Consider the following 15,238-nt stretch of genomic DNA (forward strand, 5'->3'; position numbering starts at 1 on the left):
ATGGCCCGCGACTATCCGCTGGAGCGCTATCGCAACTTCGGCATCATGGCCCACATCGATGCCGGCAAGACCACCACGTCCGAACGCATCCTCTACTACACCGGCAAGTCCTACAAGATCGGCGAAGTCCACGACGGCGCCGCGACGATGGACTGGATGGAGCAGGAGCAGGAACGCGGGATCACGATCACGTCCGCCGCGACGACGACGTTCTGGTCGGCCGATGACGGCGAGGGGCCGAAGCACCGCCTGAACATCATCGACACCCCGGGCCACGTGGACTTCACGATCGAGGTCGAGCGTTCGCTGCGCGTGCTCGACGGCGCGGTCGCGGTGTTCGACGGCGTTGCCGGTGTCGAGCCGCAGTCCGAAACCGTGTGGCGCCAGGCGGACAAGTACAAGGTTCCGCGGATGTGCTTCATCAACAAGCTCGACCGCACGGGGGCCGATTTCTATTACTGCGTCCAGTCGATCATCGATCGCCTCGGCGCGACCCCGCTGGTGCTCTATCTCCCGATCGGCGCGGAGAGCGACCTCAAGGGCGTCGTGGACCTCGTCAACAACCGCGGCATCGTCTGGGAAGACGAGAGCCTGGGTGCGAAGTTCAACTACGTCGATATCCCCGAGGACCTGGCCGACAAGGCTGCCGAGTATCGCGAGAAGCTGATCGAAACGGCCGTCGAGCAGGACGACGACGTGATGGAAGCCTACCTCGAAGGCAACGAGCCCGACGCGGCGACGCTCAAGCGCCTGATCCGCAAGGGGACGCTGAACCAGAGCTTCGTGCCGGTCCTGTGCGGCTCGGCCTTCAAGAACAAGGGCGTTCAGCCGCTGCTCGACGCGGTGGTGGACTACATGCCCTCGCCGGTCGACGTGCCCGCGATCCGCGGCGTCAAGCCCGACAGCGACGAGGAAGATACCCGTCCGTCGAGCGACGACGCGCCGTTCGCCGCGCTCGCCTTCAAGATCATGAACGACCCGTTCGTCGGTTCGCTCACCTTCACCCGCATCTATTCGGGCAAGCTCTCCAAGGGGCAGGTCCTGAACTCGGTGAAGGACAAGAAGGAAAAGATCGGCCGCATGCTGCTGATGCACTCGAACAACCGCGAGGACATCGAAGAGGCATTCGCGGGCGACATCGTCGCGATCGCCGGCCTGAAGGAAACGACCACCGGCGACACGCTCTGCGCCCCCAATGCGCCGATCGTGCTCGAGCGGATGGAATTCCCCGATCCGGTGATCGAGCTGTCGGTGGAACCGAAGACCAAGGCCGACCAGGAAAAGATGGGCGTCGCGCTCAACCGCCTGGCTGCCGAGGACCCGAGCTTCCGCGTTTCGACCGATCACGAATCGGGCCAGACGATCATCAAGGGCATGGGCGAGCTTCACCTCGACATCCTGGTCGATCGCATGAAGCGCGAATTCAAGGTCGAGGCCAACGTCGGCGCTCCGCAGGTCGCCTATCGCGAGGCGCTGGCGAAGGAAGTCGAGGTTACCTACACCCACAAGAAGCAGTCGGGTGGTTCGGGCCAGTTCGGTGAAGCCAAGGTCCGCGTGATCCCCGGCGAACGCGGCCAGGGCATCATCTTCGACGACCAGATCAAGGGCGGTAACATTCCGCGCGAATATATCCCCTCGGTCGAGAAGGGCATGCGCGAGCAGGCCGAGAGCGGCTATCTCGTCGGATTCCCGATCATCGACTTCACGATCGAGCTGATCGACGGCAAGTACCACGACGTCGACTCGAGCACGGTGGCCTTCGAGATCACCGGTCGCGGCGCGATGCGCGAAGCGGCCTCCAAGGCCGGGATCAAGCTCCTCGAGCCGATCATGAAGGTCGAGGTCGTGACGCCCGAGGACTACCTCGGTGACGTCATCGGCGACCTCAACAGCCGCCGCGGGCAGATCCAGGGCACCGACACGCGCGGCAATGCCCAGGCGGTGGAAGCCTTCGTGCCGCTCGCCAACATGTTCGGCTACGTCAACGAGCTGCGTTCGTTCACGCAGGGGCGTGCGCAGTACTCGATGCAGTTCTCGCACTACGACGAAGTGCCGGCGAACGTCGCTCAGGAGGTCAAGGAGAAGCTTGCCTAAGGCTGGGCAAGCGTCTAGGGGCGGCGCCTGATTCACCTCGGTGCCGTCCGCGACTTGGTGAAATTCAATCTGACAGACAGAGGTTACAAGCAAATGGCCAAGGAAAAATTCGAGCGGAACAAGCCGCACTGCAACATCGGCACCATCGGTCACGTCGACCACGGCAAGACCACGCTGACGGCTGCCATCACCAAGGTGATGGGCTCGGCGGTCGATTTCGCGAACATCGACAAGGCGCCGGAAGAGCGTGAGCGCGGCATCACCATCTCGACCGCGCACGTCGAATACGAAACCGATGCGCGCCACTACGCGCACGTCGACTGCCCGGGCCACGCCGACTACGTGAAGAACATGATCACCGGTGCCGCCCAGATGGACGGCGCGATCCTGGTCGTGAACGCCGCCGACGGCCCGATGCCGCAGACCCGCGAGCACATCCTGCTCGCCCGCCAGGTCGGCGTGCCGGCGCTGGTCGTCTACATGAACAAGGTCGACCAGGTCGACGACGAGGAAATCCTCGAACTCGTCGAGCTGGAAGTGCGCGAACTGCTCAGCAGCTACGACTTCGACGGCGACAACATTCCGATCGTCAAGGGTTCGGCCCTGGCCGCGCTCGAAGGTCGCGATCCGGAAATCGGCGAGAACTCGATCAAGGAACTTATGGCGGCGGTCGACGAGCACATCCCGCAGCCCGACCGTCCGGTCGATAAGGACTTCCTGATGCCGATCGAGGACGTGTTCTCGATCTCGGGCCGCGGCACGGTCGTCACCGGCCGCGTCGAGACCGGCAAGGTCAACGTCGGCGACGAAGTCGAGATCGTCGGCATCCGCGACACGCAGAAGACCACGGTCACCGGCGTGGAAATGTTCCGCAAGCTGCTCGATTCGGGTGAAGCCGGCGACAACATCGGCGCCCTGCTGCGCGGCACGGGCCGTGACGACGTCGAGCGTGGCCAGGTCCTGGCCAAGCCGGGTTCGGTCACCCCGCACACCGAGTTCAGCGCGGAAGTCTACGTGCTGTCGAAGGACGAGGGCGGCCGTCACACGCCGTTCTTCGCCAACTATCGTCCGCAGTTCTACTTCCGCACGACCGACGTGACCGGCGAAGTGATCCTCCCCGAGGGCACCGAGATGGTCATGCCGGGTGACAACGTGACGATCGGCGTCAAGCTGATCGCGCCGATCGCGATGGACGAAGGTCTTCGCTTCGCCATCCGTGAAGGCGGCCGCACCGTCGGTTCGGGGGTTGTCAGCAAGATCACGAAGTAATATAGGCGCGCGACCGGCGGGGGATTCGTCTCCCGCCGGTCCGAATTTTCGAAGGGGGGCCGCCCCTGACCGGTTTTCCGGGAGGCGGGGCAGGCCTTTCTTTTTTGTTGGGAGTGAAGCTGCTTCGGCGGCGCAGCTCCTAGGCTCTTTCGCATCGGTATAGGTAATGGAAGCTCAGAACATCCGCATCCGCCTCAAGGCGTTCGACCACCGCGTTCTCGACCAGGCCACTGGCGAAATCGCAGACACCGCGCGTCGTACGGGTGCTCTTATTCGTGGCCCCATTCCCATGCCGACGCGCATCGAGAAGTTCACCGTGAACCGCGGCCCGCACATCGACAAGAAGTCGCGCGAGCAGTTCGAGGTGCGTACCTACAAGCGGCTGCTCGACATCGTTCAGCCCAACGCCCAGACGGTCGACGCGCTGATGAAGCTCGACCTGGCCGCGGGCGTCAACGTCGAGATCAAGCTGGCCTGAGTCGGCTCTGACCGAAATCCTCGCGACGGCGAGGGTGGTCCGCCCGGTCGGACCTTAAACGGCCGGGGTGATTTCGAGGGGCTGCATCTGCGGTTCCTGCTTCCCGCAGAAGCGGAAGCGAAAAGACAACAGGGATACCTCCGGCTCCTGCCGGGCAAGCGTCCCCCGTCTCGCCTTCGCTTCGAAGGCATTTCAGCCCGGACGGGGCGACGCATCACAATCCAGGGCTGTCACGCACCTTCGGATGGGCCGGGGGTGCCTCTGTGTTAGGAGTCTTAACGATGCGCACCGGCGTTATCGCAAAGAAAGTCGGGATGACCCGCCTGTTCCAGGAGGATGGACGTCACGTTCCCGTGACCGTCCTCGCGCTGGAAGACTGCCAGGTCGTTTCGCACCGCACGGCCGATCGCGATGGCTACTTCGCGCTCCAGGTCGGTTCGGGCGAGGCCAAGCAGAAGAACGTGAACAAGCCGCAGCGCGAAGCTTTCGCCAAGGCGGAAGTTCCGCTGAAGATGAAAGTCGCCGAGTTCCGCGTCGAGAACGAAGAGGCGCTGATCCCGGTCGGTGCGACCATCAGTGCCGAGCACTTCGTGGCCGGGCAGAAGGTCGACATCACCGGTCACACGCAGGGCAAAGGCTTTGCCGGCGCGATGAAGCGCTGGGGCTTCGGCGGCCTGCGCGCGACGCACGGCGTCTCGCTCAGCCACCGTTCGCACGGTTCGACCGGTAACCGCCAGGATCCGGGTCGCGTCTTCAAGAACAAGAAGATGGCCGGCCACATGGGCGACCGCCGGCGCACCCAGCAGAACCTCGAGATCGTGCGCACCGACGCCGATCGCGGCCTCCTGTTCGTCAAGGGCTCGGTCCCGGGTTCGAAGAACGGCTGGCTGCTGGTTCGCGACGCGGTGAAGCTGCCGCTTCCCGAAGGTGCCCCGTTCCCCGGTGCCGTGCTGGAGAAAGCATCGAGCGCGCCGCAGCACGAAGAGGCCGATGCCGGCCTGGTCGAAAGCGCGGCCGAGCACGAGGTGAACCCGCAGGTCGATGCCGAGCAGCAGGAAAAGCTGGCGGCCGAGCAGCAGGCGGGTGCCGAGAGCGAAGCAACCGAGAACACCACCGACGGCCAGGCCGGCGGTGAGAGCAAGGAGTCCTGATCGTGAAGGTCAAGGTCCAGAAACTCGACGGCAAGGCGGCCGGCGACGTGGAACTGAACGATGCCGTGTTCGGTGTCGAGCCGCGCGCCGACATCCTGCACCGCGTCGTCACCTGGCAGCTCGAAAGCCGGCGCGGCACCGCCCGCCCGACGCGCGAGCGCTCGGACGTGGCGCGCACGGGCAAGAAGTTCGGCCGGCAGAAGGGTTCGGGCGGCGCTCGCCACGGCGATCGCGGCGCTCCGATCTTCATCGGTGGCGGCAAGGCCCACGGTGCGCGCAAGCGCGACTTCAACCCGTCGCTGAACAAGAAGATCCGCGCGCTCGGCCTGCGCATGGCGCTGTCGAGCAAGGCGAAGGACGGCCTGGTCGTCGTCGACAGCCTCGATCTCAAGGACGCCAAGACGAAGGCCGTGGCCGAAGCGTTCGGCAAGAACGGCTGGAACGGCAAGGTCCTGGTCATCGACGGCGATGCGGTGAACGAGGGCTTCCGCAAGGCGGCCGGCAATCTGAAGGGCGTCAACGTCCTGCCGGCGGTCGGTGCGAACGTCTACGACATCCTGAAGCACGACACGCTCGTCCTGACCAAGGACGCGGTCGAAAAGCTGGAGGCGCGCTTCAATGGCTAAGAAGCAGGAAATCGATGCGCGTCACTACGACGTGATCCTGAGCCCGCACATCACCGAGAAGTCGACCCTGCTTTCGGAGCAGAACGGTGTCGTCTTCAAGGTGGCGAACGACGCGACCAAGCCGCAGATCAAGGAAGCGGTCGAAGCGCTGTTCGATGTCAAGGTGAAGGGCGTGAACACGATTGTCGTCAAGGGCAAGTCGAAGCGCTGGCGGGGCAAGCCCTACAAGCGCAGCGACGTGAAGAAGGCGGTCGTTACGCTGGCGGAAGGTGACTCGATCGACGTCACCGGCGGAATCTGAGGCTAGGGATATGGCACTCAAGAACTACAAACCGACGAGCCCCGCGCGCCGCGGTCTCATCCTTGTCGACAAGTCCGGCCTGTACAAGGGCAAGCCGGTCAAGTCGCTGACGGAAGGCAAGCGCAAGACGGGCGGCCGCAACAACAAGGGCCATGTCACCTCGCGCGGCATGGGCGGCGGCCACAAGCAGAAGTATCGCTACATCGACTTCAAGCGCCGCAAGTGGGGCGTCGAAGGCACGGTGGAGCGGATCGAGTACGATCCGAACCGGACGGCCTTCATCGCGCTGGTGAAGTACGACGACGGCGAGCTGGCCTATATCCTGGCGCCGCAGCGGCTGGCCGTAGGCGACAAGATCGTCGCCGGCGAGAAGACCGACACGAAGCCGGGCAACGCGATGCTGCTGGGCCAGATGCCGGTCGGCACGATCTGCCACAACGTGGAGATGAAGCCGGGCAAGGGCGGCCAGATCGCCCGCTCGGCCGGTGCTTACGTGCAGCTGGTCGGCCGCGATCGCGGCATGGTCATCGTGCGCCTCAACTCGGGCGAGCAGCGTTACCTGCGGGCCGATTGCATGGGCACGGTCGGCGCGGTGTCGAACCCCGACAACCAGAACCAGAACCTGGGCAAGGCCGGGCGTCGCCGCTGGATGGGCATCAAGCCGCTCACCCGCGGTGTCGCGAAGAACCCGGTCGATCACCCGCACGGTGGTGGTGAAGGCCGCACCTCGGGCGGTCGCCACCCGGTTACGCCGTGGGGCAAGCCGACCAAGGGCGCCCGGACCCGCAAGAACAAGGCGACGGACAAGATGATTATCCGTTCACGCCACGCGAAGAAGAAGAGGTAATCGTCACATGGCTCGTTCCGTCTGGAAAGGTCCGTTCGTCGAACTCAGCCTTCTGAAGAAGGCCGAGGACGCACAGGAAGCGGGTGGCCGTGCGCCGATCAAGACCTGGTCGCGCCGCAGCACGATCCTCCCGCAGTTCGTCGGCCTGACGTTCAACGTCTACAATGGCCACAAGTTCATCCCGGTCTCGGTTTCCGAAGACATGGTCGGCCACAAGCTCGGTGAGTTCGCGCCCACGCGCACTTTCCCGGGCCACGCCGCCGACAAGAAGGGCAAGCGCTAATGGGCAAGCAGAAAGCTCCCCGCCGCGTAGGCGAAAACGAGGCTCTGGCCGTCGGCACGACCATTCGTGGTTCGGCCCAGAAGCTGAACCTCGTCGCCGAGCTGATCCGCGGCAAGAAGGCCGAGGACGCGCTGAACATCCTCGCGTTCTCGAAGAAGGCGATGGCGAAGGACGCGTCGAAGGTGCTCGCCTCGGCGATCGCCAATGCCGAGAACAATCACGACCTGGACGTCGATGCGCTGGTGGTTGCGGAAGCTTCCGTCGGCAAGTCGATCACCATGAAGCGCTTCCACACGCGCGGGCGGGGCAAGAGCACCCGCATCCTCAAGCCGTTCAGCCGGCTGCGCATCGTGGTTCGCGAGCAGGAAGAGGCGTAAGATGGGCCAGAAGAGCAATCCGATCGGTCTGCGCCTGCAGATCAACCGTACCTGGGACAGCCGCTGGTACGCCGAAGGGCGCGACTACGCCAAGCTGCTCAAGGAAGACATCGAGATCCGCAAGCACATCATCGAGAGCCTGCCGCAGGCAGCGATCTCGAAGGTCGTGATCGAGCGCCCGGCCAAGCTGTGCCGCATCTCGATCTACGCGGCCCGTCCCGGTGTCATCATCGGCAAGAAGGGCGCCGACATCGAGAAGCTGCGCACCAAGCTCGCGTCGATGACCGAGAGCGAGGTGAAGCTGAACATCGTCGAGATCCGCAAGCCGGAAGTCGATGCCAAGCTCGTCGCGCAGGGCATTGCCGACCAGCTCGTTCGCCGCGTGGCCTTCCGCCGCGCGATGAAGCGCGCGATGCAGTCGGCCATGCGTCTCGGCGCCGAAGGCATCAAGATCGTCTGCGGCGGCCGTCTCGGCGGGGCGGAAATCGCCCGTGTCGAACAGTACCGCGAAGGCCGCGTGCCGCTGCACACGCTGCGCGCCAACATCGACTATGCCGAAGCCGAGGCGCTGACCGCCTATGGCATCATCGGCATCAAGGTGTGGGTCTTCAAGGGCGAGATCCTCGGCCATGATCCGACGGCCCAGGACCGTCTGATGATGGAATCGCAGACCTCCGGCGTCCGTCCGGCGCGCTGAGCATCGAACTTGAGTAGATAACATGCTGCAACCGAAGAAAACCAAGTTCCGCAAGGCCTTCAAGGGCCGGATCAAGGGCGACGCCAAGGGCGGCACGACGCTGAATTTCGGCTCGTACGGTCTCAAGGCGCTCGAACCGGAACGCATCACCGCCCGCCAGATCGAGGCGGCCCGTCGTGCGATCACGCGCCACATCAAGCGCCAGGGGCGCCTGTGGATCCGCGTCTTCCCCGACGTGCCCGTGTCGAAGAAGCCTGCCGAAGTCCGTCAGGGTAAGGGCAAGGGTTCGGTCGAATACTGGGCCGCCCGCGTGAAGCCGGGTCGGATCCTGTTCGAGCTGGACGGCGTTGCCGGCCCGCTGGCCGCCGAGGCGTTCGAACGTGCCGCGATGAAGCTTCCGATCAAGACGAAGGTTGTTGCCCGTCTCGGCGACAACTCGCACCTGGAGGGCTGATCATGAGCAAGATGGAAGACCTCCGCACCAAGACCGACGACCAACTCGACGCGCAGCTCACCGAGCTGAAGCGCGAGCAGTTCAACCTCCGCTTCCAGGCGGCGACCAACCAGTTGGAAGCCCCGGCGCGGATTCGCCAGGTTCGCCGCGAGATCGCGCAGATCAAGACTCTGCAGAACGAGCGCGCGGCCGCGGCCGAAGCCAAGGCTTGAGGAGCTAGACAATGCCGAAGCGTATCCTGATCGGGACTGTCACCTCCGACAAGACCGACAAGACCGTCACCGTGCTGGTCGAACGCAAGGTGAAACACCCGCTCTACGGGAAGATCATCCGCCGTTCGAAGAAGTACCACGCGCACGACGAAGCGAACGAATACAAGCTGGGCGACACCGTCCGGATCGAAGAGACCAAGCCGATCTCGAAGACCAAGACCTGGCGCGTGATCAACACGGTCAAGGCCGGCGGGGTCCAGGCGGTCGAGGCCGATCTCGACGTCGAAGCCGCCAGCAACTGAGCGATTTGAAGGAACTGCCGGACATGTTCCGGCAAGCCATTGAGAAGGAACCGCATCGATGATTCAGATGCAATCGAACCTAGACGTCGCGGACAACAGCGGCGCGAAGCGCGTCCAGTGCATCAAGGTGCTGGGCGGGTCGAAGCGTCGTACCGCGAGCGTCGGCGACGTGATCGTCGTCTCCGTCAAGGAGGCGCAGCCGCGCGCCCGCGTCAAGAAGGGCGACGTTCACCGCGCGGTGATCGTTCGCACCAAGAAGGACGTGCGCCGCCCCGACGGCAGCGCCATCCGCTTCGATTCGAACGCCGCGGTCCTCGTCAACAAGAACGAGGAACCGATCGGCACCCGTATCTTCGGCCCGGTGGTGCGCGAACTGCGCGGCCGCGGCTTCATGAAGATCATCTCGCTCGCTCCGGAGGTGCTGTAATGGCCGCCGCGAAGATCAAGAAGGGCGACAACGTCGTCGTGCTCTCGGGCAAGGACAAGGGCCGCACCGGCACCGTCCGCCAGGTCATGCCGAAGGAAGGCAAGATCGTGGTCGAGGGCATCAACGTCGCCGCCCGTCACCGCAAGCCGAGCCAGGCCAACCCGCAGGGTGGCATCGACCGCTTCGAAGCGCCGATGCCCATCTCCAAGGTGGCCGTGGCCGATCCCAAGGACGGCAAGCCGACCCGCGTCCGCTTCGAAGAGAAGGACGGGAAGAAGGTCCGCGTTGCCGTCAAGTCCGGGGAGACTATCGATGGCTGACAAGTACACCCCGCGCATGCGCGCCCGCTACGACGAGCAGATCGTCAAGGCGATGACCGAGAAGTTCGGTTACAAGAACCGCTTCGAGGTGCCGCGGCTCGAGAAGATCACGCTCAACATGGGCGTGGGCGAGGCGAGCCAGGACAAGAAGAAGGTCCAGGTCGCTGCCGAGGAGATGGCCCTGATCGCCGGCCAGAAGCCGGTCATCACCAAGGCCAAGAAGTCGATCGCGCAGTTCAAGCTGCGCGAAGGCATGCCGATCGGCTGCAAGGTCACCCTGCGCCGCGAACGCATGTACGAGTTCCTCGACCGCCTGGTGACCATCGCCATGCCGCGCATCCGCGACTTCCGCGGGCTGAACCCGAAGAGCTTCGACGGGCGCGGCAACTACGCGATGGGCCTGAAGGAACAGATCATCTTCCCCGAGATCAGCTACGACAGGATCGAGAAGGTCCGGGGCATGGATATCATCGTGACCACGACGGCGAAGACCGACGAGGAAGCCCGCGAACTGCTGCGCCTGTTCGGTTTCCCGTTCCCTGCAGAGCAGGCCGCCGAAGAGAAGGAGGCCGCGTGAGCGGCCCCCTGAACGCTAGGAAAGCAAAGAGAGCTTAAGTCCAATGGCGAAACTGAGTTCCATCAACAAGAACGAGCGTCGCAAGAAGCTCGTGAAGAAGTACGCGGGCAAGTACGCCCGTCTGAAGGCGATTGCCGACGACGAGTCGCTCGACGAGAGCGAACGCCTGATCGCGCGCCTGAAGATGGCGGAGATCCCGCGGAACGGAAATCCGACCCGCGTGCGCAATCGCTGCACCACCACCGGCCGCCCGCGCGGCTATTACCGCAAGTTCGGCCTCAACCGCATCGAACTGCGCGACCTCGGCAACAAGGGCCTGATTCCGGGCCTGACCAAGTCGAGCTGGTGAGGACTGACAGATGGCTATGACCGATCCCCTGGGTGACATGCTCACCCGCATCCGCAACGGCCAGCAGGCGAAGAAGGATTCCGTCCTCTCGCCGGCATCGAAGCTGCGTGCGAACGTGCTCGAGGTTCTTCAGCGTGAAGGCTACATCCGTGGCTACAGCGAGGATTCGACCGGCAAGCACCCCGCGCTGCGGATCGAACTGAAGTATTTCGAGGGCGAACCTGCGATCAAGCACGTCGCCCGCGTCTCCAAGCCCGGCCGCCGGATCTACTCGGGTTCCAAGGAACTGCCGACGGTGCGCAACGGCCTGGGCATCACCATCGTCTCGACGCCGAAGGGCGTGCTCTCGGACAACGAGGCGCGCACCCAGAACGTCGGCGGCGAAGTGCTGGCGGAGGTGTTCTGATGAGCCGCATCGGCAAGAAGCCGGTGGCGATCCCGAGCGGGGTCACCGCCACGATCGACAACGGCACGCTGACCGTGAAGGGGCCGAAGGGCACCCTTTCGATGGGTCTTGTGGACGAAGTGGTCTACAAGCTCGAAGGCGACGAGATTTCGGTGCAGCCGGCCAACGACAGCCGCCGCTCGCGCGATTTCTGGGGAATGCAGCGCACGCTCGTCTCCAACCTCGTCGAAGGCGTCACCGAAGGCTATACCAAGGTGCTCGAGATCTCGGGCGTCGGCTATCGTGCGCAGGCCCAGGGCAAGAAGCTCAAGCTTCAGCTCGGCTTCAGCCACGACGTCGATCTCGACGTGCCCGAAGGCATCGAGGTGAAGACCCCGGATCAGACCACGGTCGAGATCAGCGGGATCGACAAGCAGTCCGTCGGGCAGTTCGCCGCAGAGATCCGCCGCTGGCGCAAGCCCGAACCCTACAAGGGCAAGGGCATCAAGTATCGCGGCGAGTACATCTTCCGCAAGGAAGGGAAGAAGAAGTAAGATGGCCAAGCTTTCCCTTTTCGAACGCCGCCGTCGCCGTGTCCGCACGGCCCTGCGCAGCCGCGCCGGCGATCGCCCGCGCCTGTCGGTCCACCGGACCGGCAAGCACATCTACGCCCAGATCATCGACGACACCCAGGGCAAGACCCTGGCTGCCGCGTCGACCCTGGGCGGCAAGGCCTCGGGCGCCAATGTCGATGCTGCCAAGCAGGTCGGCAAGGATATCGCCGCGGCCGCCAAGAAGGCGGGCGTGACCACCGTCGTGTTCGATCGCGGCGGGTTCCTGTTCCACGGCCGCGTCAAGGCGCTGGCCGACGCCGCCCGCGAAGGCGGGCTGGAGTTCTGATGATGGCTGAAGAAAACAAGACCGAAAACACCGAGACGCCGAAGGTCGAGGAGACCAAGGTCGAAGAGACCAAGGCCGAAACGGTCGAAGCCAAGGCGGAAACCGAGCACGCCGTGAGCGAGGAGCCGAAGATCGACAACGCGGGTTCCACCCCGACGTCGACCACGGCGCCGACCGAGGCGGCCGAGAACCAGTCGGCGGCTTCGGGCGATCCGGCCCAGCCGCGCGGTCGCGGCCGGGGCGGGCGCGACGGCGGTGACCGTGGCGGTCGCGGCCGGGGCCGCGGGCGCGACGATCGTCGCGGCGGCCGGCGCGAGGAAGAAGACGACGGCATCATCGAGAAGCTCGTCCACATCAACCGCGTCAGCAAGACGGTGAAGGGCGGCAAGCGCTTCGGTTTCGCGGCGCTGGTCGTGGTCGGCGACGGTTCGGGCCGGGTGGGCTTCGGCCACGGCAAGGCCCGCGAGGTGCCCGAGGCGATCTCCAAGGCGACCGCTTCGGCGCGCAAGAAGATGATCCGCGTTCCGCTGAAGGAAGGCCGCACGCTGCACCACGACGGCAATGGCCGTTTCGGTGCCGGCAAGGTCACCGTTCGCACCGCACCTCCGGGGACCGGCATCATCGCCGGCGGCCCGATGCGCGCCGTGTTCGAAAGCCTGGGCGTTTCCGACGTCGTGACCAAGTCGGTCGGCACGTCCAACCCCTACAACATGATCCGCGCCACGTTCGCCGCGCTGCAGGACCAGACTTCGCCGAAGTCGGTTGCCCAGCGCCGCGGCAAGAAGGTCGCCGACCTTCTCGGTCGCGGTGGCGCCAGCGAGGCGGAGGCTGAAGCCGACGCCGCCGCGATTGCGGAGTAAGTTCGATGGCCAAAGCGAAAACCATCAAGATCAAGCAGGTCGGTTCGCCGATCCGCCGCCCGGAAGCCCAGAAGAAGATCCTGGTCGGCCTGGGCCTCGACAAGATGCACAAGGTCGTCGAACGCCAGGACACCCCCGAGGTGCGCGGCGCGATCGCCAAGATCCCGCATCTCGTGGCGATCGTCGACTGACCGGCCGGCCCCTGCCGCGAGGCGGGGGCCACCGGCAGCGCCGGCGCGTTACGACCGCCGGCGTTGTGATCGTCGGCACGTGTAATCGTCGGCACTGGGCTCCCACCGCGCGTGGGGCTCGTGATTTTTTGAAGCGCGAAGAAAAGCGAAAGCGAGTGCAGGATTATGAAACTTAACGACATCCGCGACAACGAAGGCGCCCGCCACCGGAAGATCCGCGTCGGGCGCGGCATCGGTTCGGGCAAGGGCAAGACCGGTGGCCGGGGCCAGAAGGGCCAGAAGAGCCGTTCGGGCGTGGCCATCAAGGGCTTCGAGGGCGGCCAGATGCCGCTGCACATGCGCCTGCCGAAGCGCGGCTTCAACAACCCGTTCGGCAAGGACTACGCCGAAGTGAACCTGGGCATGGTCCAGAAGTTCATCGACGCGGGCAAGCTCGATGCCAAGAAGGTCGTCGATCACGAAGCGCTGAAGGCCGCGGGCCTCGCGCGCGGCGGCAAGGACGGCGTGCGCCTTCTGGGCAAGGGCGAGCTGAAGGCCAAGGTCCAGTTCAAGGTCGCCGGCGCATCCAAGGGCGCCGTGTCGGCGGTCGAGAAGGCCGGCGGTTCGGTCGAGGTGATCGCGCCGAAGAAGGCCGCCGACGGCGACAGCGCCGAGTAAGCGGGAAAAATAGGGGCGGGGGGTTCGACAACGTGCCCCCCGCACCCTATCTAGCCTGTCCGAGCCGGGAGGGTCCGGCGCCGAGTTAGGGCACAAGCATTTCTCATGGCATCACGCGCGGACAATATCGCGAGCAATCTCAGCCTCGCCAACTTCTCGAAGGCGACCGAGCTCAAGAACCGGATCTGGTTCACGATCGGGGCGCTGATCGTGTTCCGTTTCCTCAGCTTCGTGCCGCTGCCGGGTGTGAACCCGCTGGTGCTGCAGGACCTGTATGACACCGCGCGGGGCGGCATCCTCGACCTGTTCAACACCTTCTCGGGCGGTTCGCTCGAACGCATGAGCCTGATCGCGCTCGGCGTCATGCCCTACATCACGGCCTCGATCGTGGTGCAGCTGGCCGCCGCGCTCCATCCCTCGCTCGCCGCGCTGAAGAAGGAAGGCGCCACCGGGCGCCAGAAGCTGAACCAGTACACCCGTTACGGCACGGTCTTCCTCTGCGCGATCCAGGGCTGGTTCCTGGCTTCCGGGCTCGAGGCCTATGCCGCGCAGAGCGGCCTCCAGGCCGTGGTCCAGCCGGGGATGATGTTCCGCGTCGGCGCGGTCGTCAGCCTCGTCGGCGGGACGATGTTCCTCCTCTGGCTGGGCGAACAGATCACCAGCCGCGGGATCGGCAACGGCGTGTCGCTGATCATCATGGCCGGCATTGTCGCCCAGTTCCCCGGTTTTGCGGCGAACATGTTCGAAGGCGGCCGCAGCGGCTCGATCTCGCCCGTCATCATCGTCGGCTTCGTCGCGATGGTCGTGATCCTGATCCTGTTCATCTGCTTCATGGAGCGTGCGCAGCGGCGCCTGCTGATCCAGTATCCCAAGCGCGCGACGCAGCGGGGCGGGATGCAGGCCGATCGCAGCCACCTGCCGCTCAAGCTCAACACCGCGGGCGTCATCCCGCCGATCTTCGCCAGTTCGCTGCTGCTCCTGCCGCTGACGATCAGTCAGTTCGCCGGCAACCAGGTCGATACCGAGAGCACGTTCGGCAGCGCGATCGTCTGGCTGAACCAGTATCTCGCGCACGGGCAGCCGATCTACATGCTGCTCTATGCGATCGGGATCATCTTCTTCTGCTTCTTCTACACCGCCGTGGTCTTCAACCCGGAGGAGACGAGCGAGAACCTGAAGAAGAACGGCGGCTTCATTCCCGGCATCCGCCCGGGCAAGCGGACCGCCGAGTATCTGGATTACGTTCTCACCCGCATCACCGTGATCGGTGCGATCTACCTGACCCTGGTCTGCGTGATCCCCGAGTACATGATCGCGCAGACGGGCATCCCGCTGTTCCTCGGCGGTACGAGCCTGCTGATCGTGGTCAACGTCACGGTCGACACGATCAGCCAGATCCAGTCGCACCTGCTGGCGCACCAGTATGGCGACCTGATCAAGAAGGCGAAGCTGAAAGGCCGCATGCGCTGATCGCAACCGCC

General features: G+C 64.8%; 24 protein-coding genes. All 24 read left to right on the forward strand.

What is annotated here, in order from left to right:
- Positions 1–2,094 carry an elongation factor G gene (gene fusA / locus GRI72_RS03265; RefSeq protein WP_160732479.1) on the forward strand — a complete coding sequence of 698 codons (2,094 nt, stop codon included), beginning with the start codon at positions 1–3 and terminating at the stop codon, positions 2,092–2,094.
- 93 nt (positions 2,095–2,187) lie between these two features.
- The gene (gene tuf / locus GRI72_RS03270) at positions 2,188–3,363 is read left to right on the forward strand and encodes an elongation factor Tu (protein WP_160732480.1); all 1,176 of its coding nucleotides are present in this window, start codon (positions 2,188–2,190) and stop codon (positions 3,361–3,363) included.
- Between the two features lie 166 nt (positions 3,364–3,529).
- Entirely contained in the window at positions 3,530–3,841 is a 312-nt protein-coding gene (gene rpsJ, locus GRI72_RS03275; RefSeq protein ID WP_006831877.1) for a 30S ribosomal protein S10, read from the forward strand.
- Between the two features lie 281 nt (positions 3,842–4,122).
- Positions 4,123–4,992: a 50S ribosomal protein L3 gene (gene rplC, locus GRI72_RS03280; RefSeq protein WP_160732481.1), complete on the forward strand. Its 870-nt coding sequence runs from the start codon at positions 4,123–4,125 to the stop codon at positions 4,990–4,992.
- A 2-nt stretch (positions 4,993–4,994) separates the two neighbouring features.
- On the forward strand, positions 4,995–5,618 hold the full coding sequence (gene rplD / locus GRI72_RS03285; protein ID WP_160732482.1) for a 50S ribosomal protein L4: 624 nt from the start codon (positions 4,995–4,997) through the stop codon (positions 5,616–5,618).
- Positions 5,611–5,919 (forward strand): 50S ribosomal protein L23, encoded by a 309-nt coding sequence (locus GRI72_RS03290; protein ID WP_160732483.1) that lies wholly within the window; start codon positions 5,611–5,613, stop codon positions 5,917–5,919. The genes rplD and GRI72_RS03290 overlap by 8 nt, the downstream gene beginning before the upstream one ends.
- A 10-nt stretch (positions 5,920–5,929) precedes the next feature.
- Positions 5,930–6,766 (forward strand): 50S ribosomal protein L2, encoded by an 837-nt coding sequence (gene rplB, locus GRI72_RS03295; protein WP_160732484.1) that lies wholly within the window; start codon positions 5,930–5,932, stop codon positions 6,764–6,766.
- A 7-nt stretch (positions 6,767–6,773) separates the two neighbouring features.
- Positions 6,774–7,049 (forward strand): 30S ribosomal protein S19, encoded by a 276-nt coding sequence (gene rpsS / locus GRI72_RS03300; protein ID WP_047805737.1) that lies wholly within the window; start codon positions 6,774–6,776, stop codon positions 7,047–7,049.
- Positions 7,049–7,426: a 50S ribosomal protein L22 gene (gene rplV / locus GRI72_RS03305; protein ID WP_160732485.1), complete on the forward strand. Its 378-nt coding sequence runs from the start codon at positions 7,049–7,051 to the stop codon at positions 7,424–7,426. Before rpsS ends, rplV begins: the two co-directional genes overlap by 1 nt.
- A gap of 1 nt (position 7,427) precedes the next feature.
- The gene (rpsC, locus tag GRI72_RS03310) at positions 7,428–8,123 is read left to right on the forward strand and encodes a 30S ribosomal protein S3 (RefSeq protein WP_160732486.1); all 696 of its coding nucleotides are present in this window, start codon (positions 7,428–7,430) and stop codon (positions 8,121–8,123) included.
- A gap of 22 nt (positions 8,124–8,145) precedes the next feature.
- Positions 8,146–8,577 carry a 50S ribosomal protein L16 gene (gene rplP / locus GRI72_RS03315; protein ID WP_160732487.1) on the forward strand — a complete coding sequence of 144 codons (432 nt, stop codon included), beginning with the start codon at positions 8,146–8,148 and terminating at the stop codon, positions 8,575–8,577.
- A gap of 2 nt (positions 8,578–8,579) precedes the next feature.
- Positions 8,580–8,789 (forward strand): 50S ribosomal protein L29, encoded by a 210-nt coding sequence (gene rpmC, locus GRI72_RS03320; RefSeq protein ID WP_160732488.1) that lies wholly within the window; start codon positions 8,580–8,582, stop codon positions 8,787–8,789.
- Between the two features lie 11 nt (positions 8,790–8,800).
- Positions 8,801–9,091, forward strand: coding sequence for a 30S ribosomal protein S17 (gene rpsQ, locus GRI72_RS03325; protein WP_160732489.1), 291 nt, complete (start codon positions 8,801–8,803; stop codon positions 9,089–9,091).
- A 58-nt stretch (positions 9,092–9,149) separates the two neighbouring features.
- Positions 9,150–9,518: a 50S ribosomal protein L14 gene (gene rplN / locus GRI72_RS03330; protein ID WP_047805743.1), complete on the forward strand. Its 369-nt coding sequence runs from the start codon at positions 9,150–9,152 to the stop codon at positions 9,516–9,518.
- Complete coding sequence (gene rplX, locus GRI72_RS03335; protein WP_160732490.1) at positions 9,518–9,838, forward strand: 50S ribosomal protein L24; 321 nt, start codon at positions 9,518–9,520, stop codon at positions 9,836–9,838. Before rplN ends, rplX begins: the two co-directional genes overlap by 1 nt.
- A complete protein-coding gene (gene rplE, locus GRI72_RS03340) occupies positions 9,831–10,415 on the forward strand; it encodes a 50S ribosomal protein L5 (RefSeq protein ID WP_160732491.1) in 585 nt (194 codons plus the stop codon). The genes rplX and rplE overlap by 8 nt, the downstream gene beginning before the upstream one ends.
- Before the next feature lie 43 nt (positions 10,416–10,458).
- Positions 10,459–10,764 (forward strand): 30S ribosomal protein S14, encoded by a 306-nt coding sequence (gene rpsN / locus GRI72_RS03345; RefSeq protein WP_160732492.1) that lies wholly within the window; start codon positions 10,459–10,461, stop codon positions 10,762–10,764.
- Between the two features lie 10 nt (positions 10,765–10,774).
- The gene (rpsH, locus tag GRI72_RS03350) at positions 10,775–11,170 is read left to right on the forward strand and encodes a 30S ribosomal protein S8 (RefSeq protein ID WP_160732493.1); all 396 of its coding nucleotides are present in this window, start codon (positions 10,775–10,777) and stop codon (positions 11,168–11,170) included.
- Positions 11,170–11,703 (forward strand): 50S ribosomal protein L6, encoded by a 534-nt coding sequence (gene rplF, locus GRI72_RS03355; protein WP_160732494.1) that lies wholly within the window; start codon positions 11,170–11,172, stop codon positions 11,701–11,703. The genes rpsH and rplF overlap by 1 nt, the downstream gene beginning before the upstream one ends.
- Before the next feature lies 1 nt (position 11,704).
- Complete coding sequence (gene rplR / locus GRI72_RS03360) at positions 11,705–12,049, forward strand: 50S ribosomal protein L18 (RefSeq protein ID WP_160732495.1); 345 nt, start codon at positions 11,705–11,707, stop codon at positions 12,047–12,049.
- Positions 12,049–12,909, forward strand: a complete 861-nt coding sequence (rpsE, locus tag GRI72_RS03365; RefSeq protein ID WP_160732496.1) for a 30S ribosomal protein S5 — start codon at positions 12,049–12,051, stop codon at positions 12,907–12,909. Before rplR ends, rpsE begins: the two co-directional genes overlap by 1 nt.
- A 5-nt stretch (positions 12,910–12,914) precedes the next feature.
- On the forward strand, positions 12,915–13,100 hold the full coding sequence (gene rpmD, locus GRI72_RS03370; RefSeq protein ID WP_160732497.1) for a 50S ribosomal protein L30: 186 nt from the start codon (positions 12,915–12,917) through the stop codon (positions 13,098–13,100).
- 165 nt (positions 13,101–13,265) lie between these two features.
- Positions 13,266–13,757 (forward strand): 50S ribosomal protein L15, encoded by a 492-nt coding sequence (gene rplO, locus GRI72_RS03375; RefSeq protein ID WP_160732498.1) that lies wholly within the window; start codon positions 13,266–13,268, stop codon positions 13,755–13,757.
- Positions 13,758–13,862: 105 nt separating this feature from the next.
- Positions 13,863–15,227, forward strand: coding sequence for a preprotein translocase subunit SecY (gene secY / locus GRI72_RS03380; protein ID WP_160732499.1), 1,365 nt, complete (start codon positions 13,863–13,865; stop codon positions 15,225–15,227).
- Positions 15,228–15,238: the final 11 nt, after the last annotated feature.

The organism is Pelagerythrobacter marinus (assembly GCF_009827515.1).
Lineage (GTDB): Bacteria > Pseudomonadota > Alphaproteobacteria > Sphingomonadales > Sphingomonadaceae > Pelagerythrobacter > Pelagerythrobacter marinus.

Coding starts and splice junctions, on each gene's coding strand:
- fusA (WP_160732479.1), top strand. CDS start 1: ATGGCCCGCGACTATCCGCTGGAGCGCTATCGCAACTTCGGCATCATG.
- tuf (WP_160732480.1), top strand. CDS start 2,188: ATGGCCAAGGAAAAATTCGAGCGGAACAAGCCGCACTGCAACATCGGC.
- rpsJ (WP_006831877.1), top strand. CDS start 3,530: ATGGAAGCTCAGAACATCCGCATCCGCCTCAAGGCGTTCGACCACCGC.
- rplC (WP_160732481.1), top strand. CDS start 4,123: ATGCGCACCGGCGTTATCGCAAAGAAAGTCGGGATGACCCGCCTGTTC.
- GRI72_RS03290 (WP_160732483.1), top strand. CDS start 5,611: ATGGCTAAGAAGCAGGAAATCGATGCGCGTCACTACGACGTGATCCTG.
- rplB (WP_160732484.1), top strand. CDS start 5,930: ATGGCACTCAAGAACTACAAACCGACGAGCCCCGCGCGCCGCGGTCTC.
- rpsS (WP_047805737.1), top strand. CDS start 6,774: ATGGCTCGTTCCGTCTGGAAAGGTCCGTTCGTCGAACTCAGCCTTCTG.
- rplV (WP_160732485.1), top strand. CDS start 7,049: ATGGGCAAGCAGAAAGCTCCCCGCCGCGTAGGCGAAAACGAGGCTCTG.
- rpsC (WP_160732486.1), top strand. CDS start 7,428: ATGGGCCAGAAGAGCAATCCGATCGGTCTGCGCCTGCAGATCAACCGT.
- rplP (WP_160732487.1), top strand. CDS start 8,146: ATGCTGCAACCGAAGAAAACCAAGTTCCGCAAGGCCTTCAAGGGCCGG.
- rpmC (WP_160732488.1), top strand. CDS start 8,580: ATGAGCAAGATGGAAGACCTCCGCACCAAGACCGACGACCAACTCGAC.
- rpsQ (WP_160732489.1), top strand. CDS start 8,801: ATGCCGAAGCGTATCCTGATCGGGACTGTCACCTCCGACAAGACCGAC.
- rplN (WP_047805743.1), top strand. CDS start 9,150: ATGATTCAGATGCAATCGAACCTAGACGTCGCGGACAACAGCGGCGCG.
- rplX (WP_160732490.1), top strand. CDS start 9,518: ATGGCCGCCGCGAAGATCAAGAAGGGCGACAACGTCGTCGTGCTCTCG.
- rplE (WP_160732491.1), top strand. CDS start 9,831: ATGGCTGACAAGTACACCCCGCGCATGCGCGCCCGCTACGACGAGCAG.
- rpsN (WP_160732492.1), top strand. CDS start 10,459: ATGGCGAAACTGAGTTCCATCAACAAGAACGAGCGTCGCAAGAAGCTC.
- rpsH (WP_160732493.1), top strand. CDS start 10,775: ATGGCTATGACCGATCCCCTGGGTGACATGCTCACCCGCATCCGCAAC.
- rplF (WP_160732494.1), top strand. CDS start 11,170: ATGAGCCGCATCGGCAAGAAGCCGGTGGCGATCCCGAGCGGGGTCACC.
- rplR (WP_160732495.1), top strand. CDS start 11,705: ATGGCCAAGCTTTCCCTTTTCGAACGCCGCCGTCGCCGTGTCCGCACG.
- rpsE (WP_160732496.1), top strand. CDS start 12,049: ATGATGGCTGAAGAAAACAAGACCGAAAACACCGAGACGCCGAAGGTC.
- rpmD (WP_160732497.1), top strand. CDS start 12,915: ATGGCCAAAGCGAAAACCATCAAGATCAAGCAGGTCGGTTCGCCGATC.
- rplO (WP_160732498.1), top strand. CDS start 13,266: ATGAAACTTAACGACATCCGCGACAACGAAGGCGCCCGCCACCGGAAG.
- secY (WP_160732499.1), top strand. CDS start 13,863: ATGGCATCACGCGCGGACAATATCGCGAGCAATCTCAGCCTCGCCAAC.